Here is a 17,355-nt window from a genome sequence, read left to right on the forward strand (position 1 = left end):
AATTCCCTACTTTGTTAAGTCGCAGCATAACGGTGCTGCGCCTTTAATAATTAAATACGTGAAACGATGGCGGCTGCCACATCGCTTGTGCTGTATCCACCCTCTGGGTAGATATCTGGCGTGCCAACGCCTGCTTCAACGGCTTCGGCTACGGCTTTTTCAATGGTGCGTGCTGCTTCGTCTTGCCCTAATGAGTAACGTAGCATAAGTGCGGCACTTAAAATTTGCGCAATCGGGTTTGCAACGCCTTTACCAGCAATATCTGGCGCTGAGCCACCAGCAGGCTCGTACAAACCAAAGCCCGATTGATTTAAGCTGGCCGAAGGTAATAAGCCCATTGAGCCTGTGATCATTGCACACTCATCTGACAAAATATCACCAAATAAGTTATCGCAAAGTAACACGTCAAACTGGCTAGGCTGTTTAACTAGCTGCATAGCTGCGTTATCTACGTATATGTAATCTAGGCTGACTTCTGGGTAGTCTTTGCTTACTTCGGTAACGACTTCACGCCATAATACGCTTGATGCAAGCACGTTTGCTTTATCAACCGAGGTTACGTGGTTACTACGTAATTTTGCCGCTTCAAAGGCAAAGCGGGCGATGCGTTCAATTTCTTTACGCGAGTAAGTTTGTGTATCAAATGCGGCTTCTTCAGCGCCCTCTCCACTTCGGCCTTTTTCACCAAAGTAAATGCCGCCAGTAAGTTCGCGCACACATAAAATATCAAAGCCTTTTTCGCTAATATCTGCACGCAATGGCGATGCTGCACTAAGCGCTGGTAAAAGTTGTGCTGGGCGTAAGTTACAAAATAAACCAAAGTGCTTACGAAGCGGTAAAAGCGATGCACGCTCAGGTTGCTCGTTAGGGGGTAGGTTTTCCCATTTTGGGCCACCTACTGAGCCAAATAAAATGGCATCGGCGTTTTCACACGCGCTTAGCGTTTTTGGTGGTAATGCTTCACCAAATTCGTCAATGGCTGCGCCACCAATAGCATGATGCTGACGGTTCAGGGTAAAACCAAACTTATTGCTTACAGCATCAAGTACTTGGTCTGCTGCTGCCATTACTTCTGGGCCAATACCGTCGCCTGCTAATACGGCAACGCTGTAGTTTGTTTTACTCATCCTGCTTTCCTTTGTTGTTTTAAATCAGACACTTTTTGTGCACGATAAATTAAGTTGTAAACACGGATCATGGCGCGTACCGACGCCTCCACCACATCCGCAGCAATACCCGCACCGTGATAAGGGCGGCCATCGTATTTAGCAATAATGTTTACTTGACCAAGCGAGCTTGCGCCTTGGCCAGTGGCTTCTAAGTTGTATTCAATCATTTCAACGCTCATACCTGTTAAGCGCTCAATAGCTGCAAACGACGCTTCAACAGGGCCATTACCTGTGGCTGCTTCTTGTTTTGCTTCGCCATCAATTAACATTCCAATAGTAGAGCTGGCTACCGACTGTGAGTTAGACGCTGAGTTAACAAACTCTAATTGGTATTTTTCGTCTTTGTCGTTAATTTGATTAAAGTAAATCATGGCTTCAAGGTCGTAATCGTATACGGTACCTTTTTGATCAGCTAACGCTAAAAAGCTCTCGTATAAGCTGTCCATGTCGTAATCAGCTTTTTGGTAACCTAACTCTTCTAAGCGGTGCTCAATAACATGACGACCCGAACGCGAAGTCATATTTAATTGGTTATTTGGCACACCGACGCTTTCTGGCGACATAATCTCATAAGTATTTTGCGCTTTTAATACGCCATCTTGGTGAATGCCCGAGCTATGTGCAAAGGCGTTTTCGCCCACAATGGCTTTATTTGGCTGTACCGGCATATTACAAATTTTTGCCACTTGGCGAGATGCGCGATAAATTTCTTCGCTTTTAATATCGGTGTGTACATTTAAGTGGTCTTTGCGCATTTTCATGATCATTGCCACTTCTTCTAACGAACAGTTACCCGCACGCTCACCAATACCATTTATTGTACATTCAATTTGTCGAGCACCCGCTTGTACCGCAGCTACCGAGTTAGCCACAGCTAAACCTAAATCGTTGTGGCAATGTACACTTAAACGCGCTTTATCAATATTTGGCACGTTATTCATTAAATGATGGATCATTGCGGCGTATTCGTCTGGCGTTACAAAGCCAACGGTATCGGGTAAATTAATAGTTGAAGCACCCGCATTAATTGCCTGCTCAACAATTTTACATAAATCCCAATGTGGCGTGCGCCCTGCATCTTCACACGAAAACTCAACATCATCAGTGTAGTTACGCGCTAATTTAATTGATTTAACCGCCATGGCCGTTGCATCGTCTAGACTCATACGTAATTTATGTTCAAGGTGTAAAGGGCTTGTAGCAATAAAAGTATGAATACGGCTTTGTTGTGCTGTGCGAAGCGCCTCACCACAGGCTTCAATATCTTTTGCTACTGAACGTGCTAAACCACAAATAATAGGGCCTTTAACCTCGGTTGCAATACGTTGCACCGAGCGAAAATCAGCGGGGCTCGAAACTGGAAAACCCACTTCCATCACATCCACGTTCAAGCGGCTAATAGTATGCGCTAGCTGAATTTTATCGTCTTCAGTAAGGCTTGCTTTAAGTGCCTGCTCGCCATCACGTAAGGTGGTATCAAAAATCCATACTTTATCTTTGTCTTGCATAACTGCCCCTCATTCCTCGATTACCCAAATTTCAATTTATCCCAGCCGCGAGATAATAAAAAACCCCGCAATTGCGGGGTTTTTAGTGTTTAACTCGATGCAAACACACTAATCCCCGCTCACTGACCATAGCAGTAAGAGGTTAAGTTTTAGTGTAATTAAACGAATATTTTGCATCTTGTTTCTTGTGTGTGTGTTCAGTGAGGCCTATTTTTATCATTACAGCGCAGTGGGTGCAAGCATAAATATTCCAAATCAAGGAATGGAAACCCTACATTAAAGAAATTTATATACCTAAAAATAGAAAATTAAGGTTTTATAAATCACACAGCTGCACTTTTTAGCTTAAATTAATGTGTTGAGTAAACTTGCGTGCTTAGATTAACTTATTGCTAATTTTTTAAGCTAAACCTGATTATTTGTTTCACGAATATAATGCCCTGCACCGCGGGTGATATAACGCAGCTGCCAAATAACACGCTCAATTAATTCATCACGTTGCTGACCTTCAATGTCGAGTGCTTCAGCACCGGCATTAAATACCAGCGTTACCATGGCTTCGGCCTGAATATAAGCATGAATTGAATCGCACTTGGTTTCGCTTTCTAAATAATGCGCAAGCTCTAAAATAAAGTGTTTTACCTCACGTGCAACAGCAGCTCTAAAGGCTTTTGAGGTGCCAGAACGCTCGCGCAGCAGTAATCTAAATTGGTTGCTTGAGTTATCAATAAACTCCATAAAGGTAACAACCGAGGTATTTATTACGCTACCACCACTGGCTATACGTCTGCGAGCTTGGCGCATAAGCTGACGAAGCGTTAAACCGGCTTCGTCGACCATGGTTAAACCTAGCTCGTTCATGTCTTTAAAGTGGCGATAAAAAGAGGTGGGGGCAATACCTGCTTCGCGGGCAACTTCGCGTAAGCTTAAATTAGAAAAACTATGATCAGCACTTAGCTGATTAAATGCCGCCTCAATTAAGGCTTGTCGTGTTTTTTGTTTCTGTTGTGCTCTAACACCCGACATCCACAGCTCCCTGAGTAATTTTATATGAAGTTTTAATGATAATTAGCCGAATTGTCTAGTCTAATACTTGACGCCAAGAGATTGAAACACTATTTTAGCTTACAGTTGTACGCTGAGAGTAAAAACGATGAATAAACCACCGATTATTTGGACAAACGTCCTATTTTTTAGCCTAACCTTTTTGGCGGCTGTCACCCTTGTACCTTGGTACGGCATTAGTTACGGATTTACCAGCGCGCATTGGATTGCATTTGTAGGCTGTATGTTTTACGCAGGCCTATCTATCACTGCCGGATACCACCGATTATGGGCGCATAAAGCCTATAACGTTCACCCTGGAATAGAATTTATTTTTGCACTTGGTGGCGCATTTGCTTTGCAAAACAGTGCGTTGCACTGGAGTAGCGATCATCGTATACACCACGGTCAAGTAGATGACCCAGTAAAAGACCCTTACGCCGCAACTAACGGTTTTTGGTACAGCCACATTGGCTGGATGCTACGTGATTACCAAGGCGATAGTTATAACGATTACAGTAATTGCCGTGATTTACAGCGCAACAAAATTGTTATGTGGCAACACAAGCACTACCTAAAGTTAGTTATTGCGATGAATGTTGGCCTACCGCTTGTACTTGGTTTATTGGTAGGTGATGTGTGGGGCATGCTACTCCTTGCCGGTTTACTGCGTTTAGTATTGAGCCAGCACTTTACCTTTTTTATTAATTCATTGGCTCATATTTGGGGTTCACGCCCATACACTGAAAAAAATACCGCGCGCGATAATGGCTTTTTAGCATTATTTACTTATGGCGAGGGTTACCATAACTTTCATCATATTTTTGCAAGCGACTACCGTAACGGCATTAAGTGGTTTCATTACGATCCAACTAAATGGATGATTCGCTCTTTAGCAGCGCTCGGTTTAGCCAGTAAATTAAAGCGCACCCCGGTTGAGCGCATAGAAAAAGCCAAAGCCGAAACGCTCATGAGTAAAACGCAAACGCGCCTTTCAAAATTGCCTTTAGCGCAAGATAAGCTTACATTATTACAACAAGAGTACGATTTACTGCTGAAAAAGCTGCAAAATTACTGTTCACTACAAAAACAAGTGTTAGAAGCTAAAAAAAATAACATGGCAAAGCAGTGTGAACAATCAGCATTAATGACACAATACCATGAGCTGGAAGCCGCCTGGGAAAATCAAAAACAGGCATGGCTAGCACTTAATGCGAGGTTATTAAAAGCCTCTTTTAATTAATTTAGGAGTGGCTGTGGCCAAACAACCAGAACAAAAAAAAGCACCCGTAGTTTACCAATATGACGCAATAATTATTGGTACGGGCCCTGGCGGTGAAGGCACCGCCATGAACCTATCTAAAAACGATAAAAAAGTAGCGGTAATTGAGCGCCAACAAGCTGTTGGCGGTGGCTGTGTACATTGGGGGACAATTCCTTCAAAAGCATTACGCCACTCGGTTAGCCGCTATATTGAATACAAAGCTAACCCATTATTTAATGTTGGCGAGCGCCCTAGTCGCTTAACATTTCCTGATATTTTAAGCCATGCAAGTTCTGTTATTTCTAAGCAGTCAAACTTACGTAGCAGCTTTTACGACCGTAATCGTATTCATATGTACCAAGGCGATGCGAGCTTTGTAGATAAACACACGGTTGAAATTAAGCGCCTTGATGGCTCAGCAGAGCGTATTACCGCTAAAACCATTGTAATTGCTACCGGCTCGCGCCCATACCGCCCACCTGAGGTCGACTTTAGCCATTCACGTATTTACGACAGCGATACTATTTTAGGCCTAGAGCACGACCCACAACGCGTACTTATATACGGTGCGGGTGTTATTGGCTGTGAATACGCTTCAATCTTTAAAGGCTTAGGCGCTAAGGTAGATTTAGTAAACACGCGCGATCGCTTATTGGCCTTTATGGATGCAGAAATCTCTGACGCGCTTAGCTACCACTTTTGGAACAGCGGTATTGTTATTCGCCATAACGAAGAGTTTGACCGTGTAGAAACACGGGACGATTGTGTTGTTATGCATTTAAAATCGGGCAAGCGTGTAAAAGCCGACTGTATTTTATTTGCTAACGGCCGTACAGGTAATACCGATACGCTAAATCTTGAAGCTATTGGCTTAAAAGCCGATGGTCGAGGCCAGCTTAAAGTCAACGAAATGTACCAAACTGAGGTAGACAACGTTTACGCAGTAGGTGATGTTATTGGCTATCCGAGCTTAGCTAGTGCAGCGTTTGATCAGGGCCGTATAGCTGCCGATGCGATTGCCTGCGGTAATTGCGAAGATAAGCTGATTATAGATATTCCAGCAGGTATTTATACCATTCCTGAAATGAGCTCAGTAGGTAAAACAGAGCAACAGCTAACCGCTGCAAAGGTACCGTATGAAGTGGGCCGTGCACAGTTTAAGCACTTGGCTCGTGCGCAAATTGCGGGCACAGAAGTTGGTAGTTTAAAAATATTGTTTCACAGTGAAACCAAAGAGGTACTTGGCGTGCATTGCTTTGGCGAACGTGCCTCGGAAATTGTTCACATTGGCCAAGCCATTATGGAGCAAAAAGGCGCTGGCAATACAGTTGATTACTTTGTAAATACCACATTTAACTACCCAACTATGGCAGAAGCCTACCGAGTTGCGGCGTTAAATGGATTAAATAGGTTATTTACTTAATCCGATTATTACACAGCAAAAAGCCCGCTAATTAGCGGGCTTTTTAATAGCTATTAATACCACTGCTGTTATTTGTGGTATTGCGCGCTTAGCTCATGTACTGCGTTGATAAATACACCGGCGTTTTCTGGGTCTACATCTGGTGTAATACCGTGGCCTAGGTTAAATACGTGGCCATTTCCTGTGCCAAAATCTTCTAAAATAGTGCCTACTTCTTGGCGGATACGATCAGGCGTACCGTGAAGCATTGACGGGTCCATATTACCTTGCAATGCAACTTTATCGCCTACACGACGCTTAGCGTCGCCAATATTAATAGTCCAATCAAGACCTACTGCATCACAGCCTGTGGCTGCAATTGCTTCAATCCACTGGCCACCATTTTTGGTAAATAGCGTTACCGGCACTTTACGACCGTCGTATTCGCGAATTAAACCATCAACAATTTTATGCATGTATTGCAGTGAGAACTCGTTGTAATCGCGCGGGCTTAATACGCCGCCCCATGAGTCAAATACCATTAGTGATTGCGCACCGGCTTTTACTTGCGCGTTTAAATAATCAATAACCGAATCAGCGAGTTTATCGAGTAATAAATGCAGTGTTTGCGGCTCTGCAAACGCCATTTTTTTAATTTTACCAAATACTTTACTGCTGCCACCTTCAACCATGTAAGTTGCTAGTGTCCATGGTGAACCCGAAAAACCAATAAGCGGTACTTCGCCCTTTAACTCACGGCGAATTGTGCTTACTGCGTTCATTACATAGCCAAGCTCGTCAGTTGGGTCTAGCTTTGGAATTTTTTTAACATCAGCAAGTGACGAGATAGGGTTTTCGAACTTAGGGCCTTCACCGGTTTCAAAGTACAAACCTAAACCCATTGCATCGGGAATCGTTAAAATGTCACTAAATAAAATAGCGGCATCTAATGGGTAGCGACGAAGTGGTTGTAGTGTTACTTCACACGCTAGCTCAGCATTACGGCACAGGCTCATAAAATCGCCCGCTTGTGCACGTGTAGCACGGTACTCTGGTAAATAGCGTCCTGCTTGGCGCATCATCCATACCGGTGTTACATCAACGGGTTGTTTTGCAAGTGCACGTAAATAACGGTCATTTTTTAATTCGCTCATAGCTTAATAATCCTGAGGCTTATAGAAATTGTTCAAGATTGTACCACCATATTCTTCGGCTCTCTATCGCTATGCTTGTAAAACATGTGTTATAGCTAACCGTCCCTACTTTGTTGCTTATTTAGTCACGTTTGCGCACTAAACAATCAAAAAGAACTAACAATAAAAACTTTTTGTTAATATGTTTGCAACATTACAAAAACCTTGGTATTGTTTGTCCCGCGTTAACAAGAACAATAATAAAAATCTTAAACAACAATAACAAAAATATTTATAATAAAAATAACAAAAATCTTCTATAACAATAAGAAAGCTTGTATTAACAGGCCAAAACAAGAAATTAAGCCACCTTAACCGGTGGTTTTTTCTTGCCTGCAATAAAATAATAAATTACCTACAATAAATACACGTATACCCCAGCTCATACCTTTTACTTGTTGATATACACTTAAATAAAATATATCTTGATGTATAAGAAGATTTAAATTTAACCATAAAAGTGACCCAGCTTAGGAGAACAGTAATGCTGACGCGCGTAGAGAAAGCTCAACAAAAATGGGGTGGTAGCCATACTGTCATTGATAAATGGTTAAACGAGCGCCAAGAATTAATCGTACTTTATTGTAAAATGGCTGGGTTTTCGCCATACGATAAAAAAGATCACGCCTTACCAGAGCCAGAGCAGATTCAATCATTTTGCCAAATTTTAATGGATTACTTATCTGCCGGCCATTTTGAAGTGTACGATGACATTGCTAAAGCCTGTGAGAGCAAGGGCCTTGAAAGCCAACAGCTGGCAAATACAATTTACCCGCGCATTTCAAGCACAACAGATATTGCTTTAGATTTTAACGATAAATACGCAGAAGTAGATAAAGAGGACTTGTTAGCAGAGTTTGATAATGATTTGTCGGTACTTGGCGAAACGTTAGAAGCGCGTTTTGAACTAGAAGATGAGCTAATAGATAATTTGTTTTCTAACCACACAGATTAATAAAATAGCCTACAAAAAAGGGACCGTTATGGTCCCTTTTTGCGTTATAAGCTACTGCTTATTGCGCTGGTGCTTCGTCATCTTGTATTTCAAGTAGTTCTACTTCAAAAACAAGCGTTGAGTTAGCTGGAATTTTACCTAGGTCACGATCGCCGTAAGCAAGTTCAGAAGGAATAGTAAACTTATACTTAGACCCTACAGACATAAGCTGTAAACCTTCAGTCCAACCCGCAATTACACGGTTAAGAGGGAACGTAGTTGGCTCGTTACGCGCATAAGAGCTATCAAACTCAGTGCCATCTAATAAAGTACCTTTGTAATGTACTTTAACTACGTCTGTTGCTTCAGGCTTTTCGCCTTCCCCTTCGCTAAGTACTTCGTACTGTAAGCCTGACTCAGTGACTGTTACGCCTTCTTTTTTAGCATTTTCTTCTAGGTATTTTTTACCTGCTTCTTTGCTTTTTTCAGACTCAACTTTAGCTTTAGCTTCTTGCTTTGCACGCACTGAAGTATCTAATTCAGTAAGTACTTCACGGATTTTTTCTTCATCGATTTTTGCATTACCAGCAAGCGCGTCTTCAAAACCACGAATTAACAGTGCTTGGTCAAGCTCGATACCAATCTCTGATTTATCAGCTAGGTCTTTATTTAAAAAGTTACCTACTGATGCACCAATACCGTATGCTTGTTGCTGCTCTACAGTGTCTAATTTAACTTCAGCTTTTTCTTGTTTTGCTTCTTGATTACAAGCTGTAAGCGCTAAAACCGACGCTGCAATCAATGACAATCTAATCGTCTTTTTCATTTTAAATCTCCGACACACTTTGCAGTTGTCATTTATTGTATTATTACTAGTTAAAGATTAACGGCCTACATGATAGGCTGCTTGTTTAATAACTAACTAAATTAAAACCTAACCTATTATAGTGATTAGACAAACACCCTAGGCCTTCAACGTGACCTAGTCTAACCTCTCAGTCACTAAGAGTTAAGAGGAAATACCTGTAATATGTCGATATTTCGTACTTTTTTAATCGCTTTTAGCTGTTTATTAGCCCTAGCTTGTAGCGATCAAAAACAGCAAGCTGCACAACGCTTTGAACACGCAGCACAGGGTGCGTTTTCTGCGGCAGTATCTAACGATGGTAAATACAGCTTAGTCTCCTCCATTCACCATGGGGTCGCCCTGTGGGATAATCAACAGCAGGTGCTAAAATATCAATGGTTTCAACAACAATCACAAGAAAGTCTAGTGTATGCTGTGGCTATTGCCTTTGATAATAGCGTGGCCGTTACCGCAGAAAAAACCACCTTTGCCGTGTGGGATATTAACAGCGGCGAAAACCGCGGCTATTATAAAATTCAACAAGCCACTATTCGCGATATTGCGATAAGCAACCAAGGCCGCAGTGTTTTATACGGCAGAAGCGACGGCGTAGTGGTATTTTTAAACCTAGAAACCGGACGCCGCATTGAATTTTTAGGCCACCAAGACAAAGTAAACACCGTTGATTTATCGCCTAACGGGCGCTATGCCCTAAGCGGTTCGAACGATTACGTTGCCTATTTTTGGGATACACGCACAGGACAAGTAATTCATCGCTTTAATCACCCTACGCGAGTTACCCAAGTAACTCTAGACCCACAGGGTCGCTACGCATTTACCGCAGATAGTATGAAGCAAGCACATGTATGGAAGCTGACTACAGGTGATCTTGTGAGTAAACTGGCGTATATTGCGCGTCAGAAAATTTTTACTGCGGTACGCTTTAACGAACAAGGCACATTGCTGGCAACGGGCTCGCCCAATAAGCGCGTTGATTTATGGCAGTTGCCCAGCGGCGAGAAAATTCAAACTTGGCAAGTCACACCACGTAAAGGCAGTAAGCCTAAATCGGCTGTGGTGCTAGATGTAGCGTTTATAGATAACGGCAAGTCGTTATTAACCGAGAGCTCGAGCGGAATTGCAGAGCACTTTACAATACGAGAAGCAAATGAACACAATTGAACATCGTTTAATGGAGCTTGAGGCAAAAGTTGCTTTTCAAGACGAAACAATAGAAATATTAAATGACGAGCTAAAAGCACACCAACAGCAGCTTGCAAAAATGAAGCGCCAAACTGAGCTACTAGCAGAAAAGCTCAAAGAAGCACAGCAGCCGTCGCTAATGTCACAAATGCAAGAGCCACCTCCACCACATTACTAAAATAAAAACCGGGTTAATCGCCCGGTTTAAATACACCAATAACTTGTTCAAATTGGCGAGTAGATGCCTGAACTGCGTTATCTGGCTGCGCCATTTTGTGGCCGCACTCTACGCACTCTACTTTTTCAACATCATGTTCTCTGTATAGCATCATGGTATCCATGGCTTTACATTCAGGGCACGATGCACCAGCAATAAATCGCTTCTTTTGTCTCACAACATTTTTCCTGTGGTTTGAACTGCACATATTTTATCGTATAACTTCCTAGGTTGATACGCTTGATAAGAGCAATACGTTCTATGGTATGATAGCGCCAACTTAACAAGGGCACAGCAAAGTAACGTATTCATGATCCAAATCTCAGAAATAGAACTACTTCGTGGCGGAAAAGCCTTATTAAAAAATGCTTCGGCTACATTATTTCCACAACACAAAGTAGGTCTTGTAGGCGCTAATGGCTGTGGTAAATCTACGTTATTTAGTTTATTAAAGTCTGAGCTACAGTTAGATGCCGGTGATTGCAGTATTCCTAAAGATTGGTCTATTGCCTCTGTAAAACAAGAAACTCCCGCCCTTGAAATAAGCGCCATTGATTATGTACTGCAAGGCCACCCAGAATACTACGCACTGCGTATTGCACTGCGTGAAGCTGAGCAAACCAACGATGGTGACACCCAAGCCAAAGTACATATTCAGCTTGAGAGTATTAAAGGCTACAGCATAGAGTCAAAAGCGGGCGAATTGCTGCACGGCCTAGGCTTTGCTAATCACCAAATAGAAAACCCAGTAAGCGCCTTTTCGGGTGGTTGGCGTATGCGTTTAAACCTTGCACAAGCACTTATTCGCGATGCCGACTTACTATTACTCGATGAGCCAACCAACCACCTTGATTTAGATGCCGTTTACTGGCTTGAGCGCTTTTTACGCGCCTATACAGGCACACTAGTGCTTATATCGCATGACCGTGAGTTTTTAGACGCCGTGGTTGATCAAATTTGGCATGTAGATAAACAGCTTATTAATGTGTACAAAGGTAACTACTCACAGTTTGAGCGCCAAAAAGCAGAGCGTTTGTTGCAACAACAAGCTATGTTTGAAAAACAACAAGAGCAAATTGCCCACCTTGAGCAGTTTATAACTCGCTTTAAAGCCAAAGCCAGTAAGGCCAAACAGGCACAAAGCCGTGTTAAAGCACTCGAACGTATGGAAAAACTGGCTCCTGCACATGCCGACTCACCATTTGACTTTGAATTTGCCGAGCCAACAGCCCTGCCTAACCCGCTAATGACCCTAGATAAAGCAAAAGCAGGTTATGGCGATGTCACTATTTTAAATAATATCGCGCTAAACCTAGTTCCTGGCAGCCGTATTGCGTTACTCGGTCGTAACGGCGCGGGTAAATCAACGCTTATAAAGCTATTAGCGGGCGAGCTTGAGCCGCAAGCAGGTAAAGTGGTTCAACACCATGGCTTAAATATTGGTTACTTTGCACAGCATCAATTAGAGTCGCTTGATTTAAAAGCCAGTGCAGTGACTCATATTCAACGCTTAAACCCTCAGGCCACTGAGCAATCATTGCGTGACTTTTTAGGCGGCTTTGCCTTTATTGGCGATAAAGCACTTGAACCCGTGGCACCGTTTTCGGGCGGTGAAAAAGCCCGCTTAGTGCTAGCCATGTTGGTGTATCAAAAGCCCAATTTACTACTACTTGATGAGCCAACAAACCACCTTGATTTAGAAATGCGCCACGCGCTAGTGATGGCACTGCAAGGCTTTGAAGGCGCCATGGTTACCGTATCGCACGATCGCCATATGCTCAAAAACACCGCCGATGAATTTTATTTAGTCGATGATGGCAAAGTGACTCAGTTTGGTTACGATTTAGATGCGTATTACCAATGGTTACTCAATGCCAATAAAGAAGCCGCTAAAAGCCAGCAACCTGACGAGCCAAAAGCGAATTCTGGCATTAACCGTAAAGAGCAAAAACGTTTAGAGGCCGAGTTTAGAAAAACCATTCAACCGCTTAAAAAGCAAATTGAAAAGCTTGAAAAGCAACTAGACAAATACTCTGCAGAGCTTAGCGAGGTCGAAGTCGCCCTTGGCGATAACGAACTCTACAACGACAATAATAAAGCCCAGCTAAAAGAGTTAATTGCTAAGCAAGCCACGCTTACCCCTAAAGTAAACGACACCGAAGAAGCGCTCCTAATGGCGCTTGAAGAAATGGAAGAAAAAGAACAGGCCTTTGCTGATGAACTTGCTCAATAGCAATGATTTTTGGCAATTTGCGTGCACCTTGTACGCAAAGCCTGGGCAACAACAAGCCTTGCTGACTCTTCAAAACCAGCAAGGTAAAAACGTAAATCTGTGCTTATTTTTATTGTACTTAGATTCACTTAAGCTAAGCATTAACACCGAGCAACTCAGTGCGTTAATAGAATCAATTGACGAATTTGATACACAAGCACTTAAGCCTCTGCGCTCTGTCCGTCGCTATTTAAAAGCAAATCAGGAGACGATTGCTGACTACACAAAAATACGTGAAGAGTTACTAAGCACAGAGCTAAAGCTTGAAAAGCAGCAACAGCAAATACTTGTTGATACAGCGAATAAACTTAGCTTTTTAGAAGCTGTAAAGCCAAACAATATTGAGCTGTATGTGAAAGCCACTTAGGCTGTCAGTTTTCATACCCTCTTCTAATGCCCATTCTATTTTCTTTGTACAAAAAAATCTTTAAGTAGTTTATTCACAAAGAGGATAAGAGACGCTGCGCTTTTAGAGGAAAATAAAAGCCAAGTTATTATCGCTAGAAATATAAGTCTAGCCTCTGCTGGCTCGTGGCTACCTTTCTCATTTACTTCTCATTCTCTTCTCTTAGTGCAAAAAAACCTTTAAGTAATTTACTCACAAAGAGAACTAGAGACGCTGCGCTTTTAGAAAAAATAAAGGCCAAGCTAATATCGCTAAAAATATGAGTCTAGCCTCTACTGGCTCGTGGCTACCTTTCTCATTTACTCCTCATTCTCTTCTCTTTGTGCAAAAAAACCTTTAAGTAATTTACTCACAAAGAGAACTAGAGACGCTGCGCTTTTAGAAAAAAATAAAAAACAAGTTATTATCGCTAGCAATATAAGTCTAGCCTCTGCTAGCTCGTGGCTACCTTTCTCATTTACTTCTCATTCTCTTCTCTTAGTGCAAAAAAACCTTTAAGTAATTTACTCACAAAGAGGGTTAGAGACGCTGCGCTTTTAGAGGAAAATAAAAACCAAGCTAATATCGCTAAAAATATAAGTCTAGCCTCTGCTGGCTCGTGGCTACCTTTCTCATTTACTTCTCATTCTCTTCTCTTAGTGCAAAAGATCTTTAAGCAAATTGATTATTCAAAGCCTATAAGTGCTGCAGTAACTAGCTAGCCTCTAAAACATGATCTACATCAACTTTACTTGGTTACTTTTTCTACTTAAGAAAATTGTTTGATCTCGATCACGTTACGCCTTGCAAACTCGCTCTATGATTAACCCATCAACTGAACGAGGAGATTAATCATGAACGTGTTCTTTAGAGACTTTTTTAGCGACCCTGTTTTATTTATGTCTTTTGGGATTTTAGGCGTAGTGATTTCTCTTTGCCTATTTTACGCTTTTTACTTTATTAAAAAAATTAGCGAGGCTGAAGTTCCCGAGCATCATTAAGCACGACGCACAAAGCGCCTACTCAGGTTACTGATTAGGCGCTTTTTATTTTATAAAGCGAAAAATTTGGTACACTAACGTTTCGTTTTTTTCATAGTGCGTAGTACAAACATGATCAATAAGTTTAAACCAGCATGGTGGATGACCAATCGTCACGTTCAAACCATAATGCCGCGTTTTTTCCGTCCATTTCACAATACGTCCTACGAACTTGAGCAACTTGATACGCCCGACGGCGATTTCATTGAACTTGCATGGTCGCTGCCTCATAACGAAAACGCTCCCCTTGCAGTGGTTTTACATGGCCTTGAAGGCAACATAAATAGCTTTTATGCCAAAGGCATGATGAAAGCCTTAAAAAAACAAGGTTATGCCGTAGTACTTATGCACTTTAGAAACTGCTCAAGTGAAGTTAATCGCTTACCGCGTGCTTATCATAGTGGTGATACCGCCGACTTAGCTTTTTTTATAAATCATTTAAGGGCGCAATTCCCAAGCCGCCCTATTATGGCTGTTGGTTTTTCGTTAGGGGGTAATGTACTGGCTAAATACCTAGGCGAAGAGCGCGAAAACTGCCCGTTAAGCGCCGCTGCAGTGGTTTCGGCTCCTTATGATTTATCATCATCAAGCGATGTTATTCGCAAAAGCTTAGGTAAAATTTATCAAAAGTATTTGCTCGATAGAATGAAAAAATCAATGCAGCGTAAATTGCCACAAATTAAGCAGCAAATACCTATTACCTCTGAGCAGTTAATGAAAATTGACGATTTACTAGAGTTTGATAATCAACTAACCGCACCACTGCATGGCTTTGAAAACGCGTACGATTACTATCGCCAAGCCAGCGCCATGCCTTACTTAAAGCATATTGCGATTCCTACGTTAATCATTCATGCCAAAGACGACCCAATGTTGTCGATTAAAGCCGTGCCAAGTAGGCAAGATGTGAGTGAGCATGTTACCCTGAGCGTCTCTGAAAAAGGCGGCCACGTAGGGTTTATTAGCGGTAATAACCCGTTTAGGCCGGTATTTTGGCTTGAGCAAGCCGTTCCTTATTATTTTGGCCAGCACGTTCCCACTAAAGCGAGCAGTAAGCAGTTATGATTATCCCTTTTGAACAACTTGATAAAGACACCCTCTATAACCTAATTGAAAGCTACGTGCTTCGTGAAGGCACTGATTACGGTGAGCAAGAAGTGAGTATTCAAAGTAAAGTAGCGCAGGTTAATCAGCAACTTAAAAATGGTGAAGCCATGGTGTTTTTTTCTGAGCTACATGAATCAGTCACTATTATTTCAAAAAATGAATTTAAAGCTCTACAAAGCGAGGAGCATGAATCACAGTCGTTTGATTAGCGCCTAACACTTGTAACTTTTGAGCTGAACGTACACAATGGCTTTTTACCCAAAGAGCCAAAACATGATAAAACTCAGCACTCTAGTGGTAGCCATATCACTAGCTTTAACACCACAAGCCTTTGCAGAGCAAGTAAAAAGCCCGTCAGACAAAGCAGTAAAACTAGCAAAAGACACTATTTTAATCGACACCCATATTGATGTACCTTATCGTATCCACGAAAAATGGGTTGATGTCACTAAAGCTACCGATGGCGGCGACTTTGACTACCCTCGCGCAGTAAAGGGCGGTTTAAACGCGCCATTTATGTCTATTTATATTCCTGCTCACTTAGAATTTGAAGGCAAAGGTAAAAGTTATCAGCTAGCCAATCAAATGATTGATAGCATGGAAGCCATTGCACAGCGCGCCTCAGAAAAATTTGCCATTGCCAGCTCTACTGCAGATATAGAAGCGCAGTTTGAGCAAGGTAAACTGTCAATTGCGATGGGTATGGAAAATGGCTCGCCAATTGAAGGAAAAATGGAAAACCTACAGCACTTTTTTGACCGCGGTGTACGCTACATCACGCTTGCGCACTCACAAAGTAACCATATTTCTGACTCATCATACGATATTCGCCGTAAATGGAAAGGCTTAAGCCCATTTGGTAAAAAGCTGATAACTGAAATGAACAACGTCGGTATGCTCATTGACGTATCGCATATATCAGATGATGCGTTTTATCAGGTAATGGAGCTATCTAAAACACCGGTTATTGCCTCACACTCTTCATTACGCAAATACACACCGGGCTTTGAGCGTAATATGAATGATGACATGTTGCTAGCGCTGAAAAAGAATGGCGGAGTTATCCAAATTAACTTTGGCTCAAGCTTTGTAACCTCCCAAGCAGGTTCATGGTACAAAGACCTGAAAAGTACAAAGGAGGCCGTTAAAAAAGAAGGCACTAAGCCAGGCAAAGACTTTGACGCAGCGTACCGTGCTAAAAACCCATTCCCGTTCGCAAGTCTTGAGCAAGTCCTTGATCACATTGACCATGTAGTTGAATTAATTGGTATTGATTACGTAGGTATTGGCTCTGACTACGACGGTGTAGGGGATTCATTACCGATTGGCCTAAAAGATGTAGCGAGCTACCCTAACCTAGTGCAAGGGTTAATGGACAGAGGCTATAGCGATGCCGACATTAAAAAGATTTTAAGCGAAAATACGCTAAGAGTGTGGAAGCAAGCTGAGGCGTATGCGAAAAAACACTAGCGTGTAAGCTGTAAGCTGTAAGCTGTAAGCTGTCAGTTGTCAGTTGTCAGTTGTCAGTTGTCAGTTGTCAGTTGTCAAAAAGTTTAATTAATAGCACGGTTTAAAGTCGTGCTTTTTTATGTGTTAAGTATAATTTAACACCAAGCTACTAATAGCTAATAGCTAAATGATCTGACTCCATAAAAGTAGACACCTATTTAGGAGTCAGTTGTCATGAAAGTAAAAGCGTTTCGTAAACATACAGAGGAATTTAAAAGAAAAGTGGTGCAGGAGTCGCTAGACTCACACGGTACCGTTAAA

The 17,355-nt window shown here is 42.0% G+C and carries 17 protein-coding genes; 11 read left to right on the forward strand and 6 right to left on the reverse strand.

The genetic code is table 11. The features are described 5' to 3' along the window. Positions 1 to 50 precede the first annotated feature (50 nt). From leuB to fabR, 3 genes are all read right to left on the reverse strand, one after another. Positions 51 to 1,127, reverse strand: coding sequence for a 3-isopropylmalate dehydrogenase (gene leuB, locus AN391_RS11305; RefSeq protein ID WP_055015491.1), 1,077 nt, complete (start codon positions 1,125 to 1,127; stop codon positions 51 to 53). After that, positions 1,124 to 2,677, reverse strand: a complete 1,554-nt coding sequence (leuA, locus tag AN391_RS11310; protein WP_055015492.1) for a 2-isopropylmalate synthase — start codon at positions 2,675 to 2,677, stop codon at positions 1,124 to 1,126. The genes leuB and leuA overlap by 4 nt, the downstream gene beginning before the upstream one ends. A gap of 405 nt (positions 2,678 to 3,082) precedes the next feature. After that, complete coding sequence (fabR, locus tag AN391_RS11315; protein ID WP_055015493.1) at positions 3,083 to 3,703, reverse strand: HTH-type transcriptional repressor FabR; 621 nt, start codon at positions 3,701 to 3,703, stop codon at positions 3,083 to 3,085. A gap of 127 nt (positions 3,704 to 3,830) precedes the next feature. On the opposite strand from fabR, the gene AN391_RS11320 reads away from it, so the two are divergent. Both AN391_RS11320 and sthA read left to right on the forward strand, forming a co-directional pair. Next, positions 3,831 to 4,964: a fatty acid desaturase gene (locus AN391_RS11320; protein WP_055015494.1), complete on the forward strand. Its 1,134-nt coding sequence runs from the start codon at positions 3,831 to 3,833 to the stop codon at positions 4,962 to 4,964. 13 nt (positions 4,965 to 4,977) lie between these two features. Further along, positions 4,978 to 6,408 carry a Si-specific NAD(P)(+) transhydrogenase gene (sthA, locus tag AN391_RS11325; RefSeq protein WP_055015495.1) on the forward strand — a complete coding sequence of 477 codons (1,431 nt, stop codon included), beginning with the start codon at positions 4,978 to 4,980 and terminating at the stop codon, positions 6,406 to 6,408. Between the two features lie 68 nt (positions 6,409 to 6,476). Here the strand turns inward: sthA and hemE are convergent, their stop codons facing one another. Beyond that, complete coding sequence (gene hemE / locus AN391_RS11330; RefSeq protein ID WP_055015496.1) at positions 6,477 to 7,541, reverse strand: uroporphyrinogen decarboxylase; 1,065 nt, start codon at positions 7,539 to 7,541, stop codon at positions 6,477 to 6,479. 523 nt (positions 7,542 to 8,064) lie between these two features. Here hemE and AN391_RS11335 point away from each other — a divergent pair. Then, the gene (locus AN391_RS11335; RefSeq protein ID WP_055015497.1) at positions 8,065 to 8,535 is read left to right on the forward strand and encodes an Rsd/AlgQ family anti-sigma factor; all 471 of its coding nucleotides are present in this window, start codon (positions 8,065 to 8,067) and stop codon (positions 8,533 to 8,535) included. A gap of 58 nt (positions 8,536 to 8,593) precedes the next feature. On the opposite strand, the gene fkpA is transcribed toward AN391_RS11335, so the two are convergent. Next, positions 8,594 to 9,340, reverse strand: coding sequence for an FKBP-type peptidyl-prolyl cis-trans isomerase (gene fkpA / locus AN391_RS11340; protein ID WP_055015498.1), 747 nt, complete (start codon positions 9,338 to 9,340; stop codon positions 8,594 to 8,596). A gap of 204 nt (positions 9,341 to 9,544) precedes the next feature. Here fkpA and AN391_RS11345 point away from each other — a divergent pair, with 204 nt between their 5' ends. Together AN391_RS11345 and AN391_RS11350 are read left to right on the forward strand one after the other, a co-directional pair. Then, on the forward strand, positions 9,545 to 10,543 hold the full coding sequence (locus tag AN391_RS11345; protein ID WP_055015499.1) for a WD40 repeat domain-containing protein: 999 nt from the start codon (positions 9,545 to 9,547) through the stop codon (positions 10,541 to 10,543). Continuing rightward, positions 10,530 to 10,742 (forward strand): SlyX family protein, encoded by a 213-nt coding sequence (locus AN391_RS11350; protein WP_055015500.1) that lies wholly within the window; start codon positions 10,530 to 10,532, stop codon positions 10,740 to 10,742. The genes AN391_RS11345 and AN391_RS11350 overlap by 14 nt, the downstream gene beginning before the upstream one ends. A 13-nt stretch (positions 10,743 to 10,755) precedes the next feature. Here AN391_RS11350 and AN391_RS11355 read toward each other — a convergent pair whose 3' ends face one another. Further along, positions 10,756 to 10,959: a YheV family putative zinc ribbon protein gene (locus tag AN391_RS11355; protein WP_004589620.1), complete on the reverse strand. Its 204-nt coding sequence runs from the start codon at positions 10,957 to 10,959 to the stop codon at positions 10,756 to 10,758. 132 nt (positions 10,960 to 11,091) lie between these two features. Here AN391_RS11355 and AN391_RS11360 point away from each other — a divergent pair, with 132 nt between their 5' ends. The 6 genes from AN391_RS11360 (at position 11,092) to AN391_RS11385 (ending at position 17,055) form a co-directional block, all read left to right on the forward strand. Further along, positions 11,092 to 13,014 (forward strand): ATP-binding cassette domain-containing protein, encoded by a 1,923-nt coding sequence (locus AN391_RS11360; RefSeq protein WP_055015501.1) that lies wholly within the window; start codon positions 11,092 to 11,094, stop codon positions 13,012 to 13,014. Then, a complete protein-coding gene (locus AN391_RS11365) occupies positions 12,998 to 13,420 on the forward strand; it encodes a TIGR02444 family protein (RefSeq protein WP_055015502.1) in 423 nt (140 codons plus the stop codon). The genes AN391_RS11360 and AN391_RS11365 overlap by 17 nt, the downstream gene beginning before the upstream one ends. An 872-nt stretch (positions 13,421 to 14,292) precedes the next feature. Further along, entirely contained in the window at positions 14,293 to 14,439 is a 147-nt protein-coding gene (locus tag AN391_RS20685) for a hypothetical protein (RefSeq protein ID WP_004589623.1), read from the forward strand. Between the two features lie 111 nt (positions 14,440 to 14,550). Continuing rightward, complete coding sequence (locus AN391_RS11375; RefSeq protein WP_055015504.1) at positions 14,551 to 15,543, forward strand: hydrolase; 993 nt, start codon at positions 14,551 to 14,553, stop codon at positions 15,541 to 15,543. Beyond that, on the forward strand, positions 15,540 to 15,794 hold the full coding sequence (locus AN391_RS11380; protein ID WP_055015505.1) for a YheU family protein: 255 nt from the start codon (positions 15,540 to 15,542) through the stop codon (positions 15,792 to 15,794). The genes AN391_RS11375 and AN391_RS11380 overlap by 4 nt, the downstream gene beginning before the upstream one ends. 64 nt (positions 15,795 to 15,858) lie before the next feature. After that, a complete protein-coding gene (locus AN391_RS11385; RefSeq protein WP_055015510.1) occupies positions 15,859 to 17,055 on the forward strand; it encodes a dipeptidase in 1,197 nt (398 codons plus the stop codon). Positions 17,056 to 17,355 lie beyond the last annotated feature (300 nt).

Source organism: Pseudoalteromonas sp. P1-13-1a, assembly GCF_001401875.1.
In the GTDB taxonomy this organism is placed as follows: Bacteria; Pseudomonadota; Gammaproteobacteria; order Enterobacterales; family Alteromonadaceae; genus Pseudoalteromonas.

Coding starts and splice junctions, on each gene's coding strand:
- AN391_RS11360 (WP_055015501.1), top strand. CDS start 11,092: ATGATCCAAATCTCAGAAATAGAACTACTTCGTGGCGGAAAAGCCTTA.
- fabR (WP_055015493.1), bottom strand. CDS start 3,703: ATGTCGGGTGTTAGAGCACAACAGAAACAAAAAACACGACAAGCCTTA.
- leuA (WP_055015492.1), bottom strand. CDS start 2,677: ATGCAAGACAAAGATAAAGTATGGATTTTTGATACCACCTTACGTGAT.
- hemE (WP_055015496.1), bottom strand. CDS start 7,541: ATGAGCGAATTAAAAAATGACCGTTATTTACGTGCACTTGCAAAACAA.
- AN391_RS11320 (WP_055015494.1), top strand. CDS start 3,831: ATGAATAAACCACCGATTATTTGGACAAACGTCCTATTTTTTAGCCTA.
- AN391_RS20685 (WP_004589623.1), top strand. CDS start 14,293: ATGAACGTGTTCTTTAGAGACTTTTTTAGCGACCCTGTTTTATTTATG.
- fkpA (WP_055015498.1), bottom strand. CDS start 9,340: ATGAAAAAGACGATTAGATTGTCATTGATTGCAGCGTCGGTTTTAGCG.
- AN391_RS11335 (WP_055015497.1), top strand. CDS start 8,065: ATGCTGACGCGCGTAGAGAAAGCTCAACAAAAATGGGGTGGTAGCCAT.
- AN391_RS11345 (WP_055015499.1), top strand. CDS start 9,545: ATGTCGATATTTCGTACTTTTTTAATCGCTTTTAGCTGTTTATTAGCC.
- AN391_RS11385 (WP_055015510.1), top strand. CDS start 15,859: ATGATAAAACTCAGCACTCTAGTGGTAGCCATATCACTAGCTTTAACA.
- AN391_RS11375 (WP_055015504.1), top strand. CDS start 14,551: ATGATCAATAAGTTTAAACCAGCATGGTGGATGACCAATCGTCACGTT.
- AN391_RS11365 (WP_055015502.1), top strand. CDS start 12,998: ATGAACTTGCTCAATAGCAATGATTTTTGGCAATTTGCGTGCACCTTG.
- leuB (WP_055015491.1), bottom strand. CDS start 1,127: ATGAGTAAAACAAACTACAGCGTTGCCGTATTAGCAGGCGACGGTATT.
- AN391_RS11350 (WP_055015500.1), top strand. CDS start 10,530: ATGAACACAATTGAACATCGTTTAATGGAGCTTGAGGCAAAAGTTGCT.
- AN391_RS11380 (WP_055015505.1), top strand. CDS start 15,540: ATGATTATCCCTTTTGAACAACTTGATAAAGACACCCTCTATAACCTA.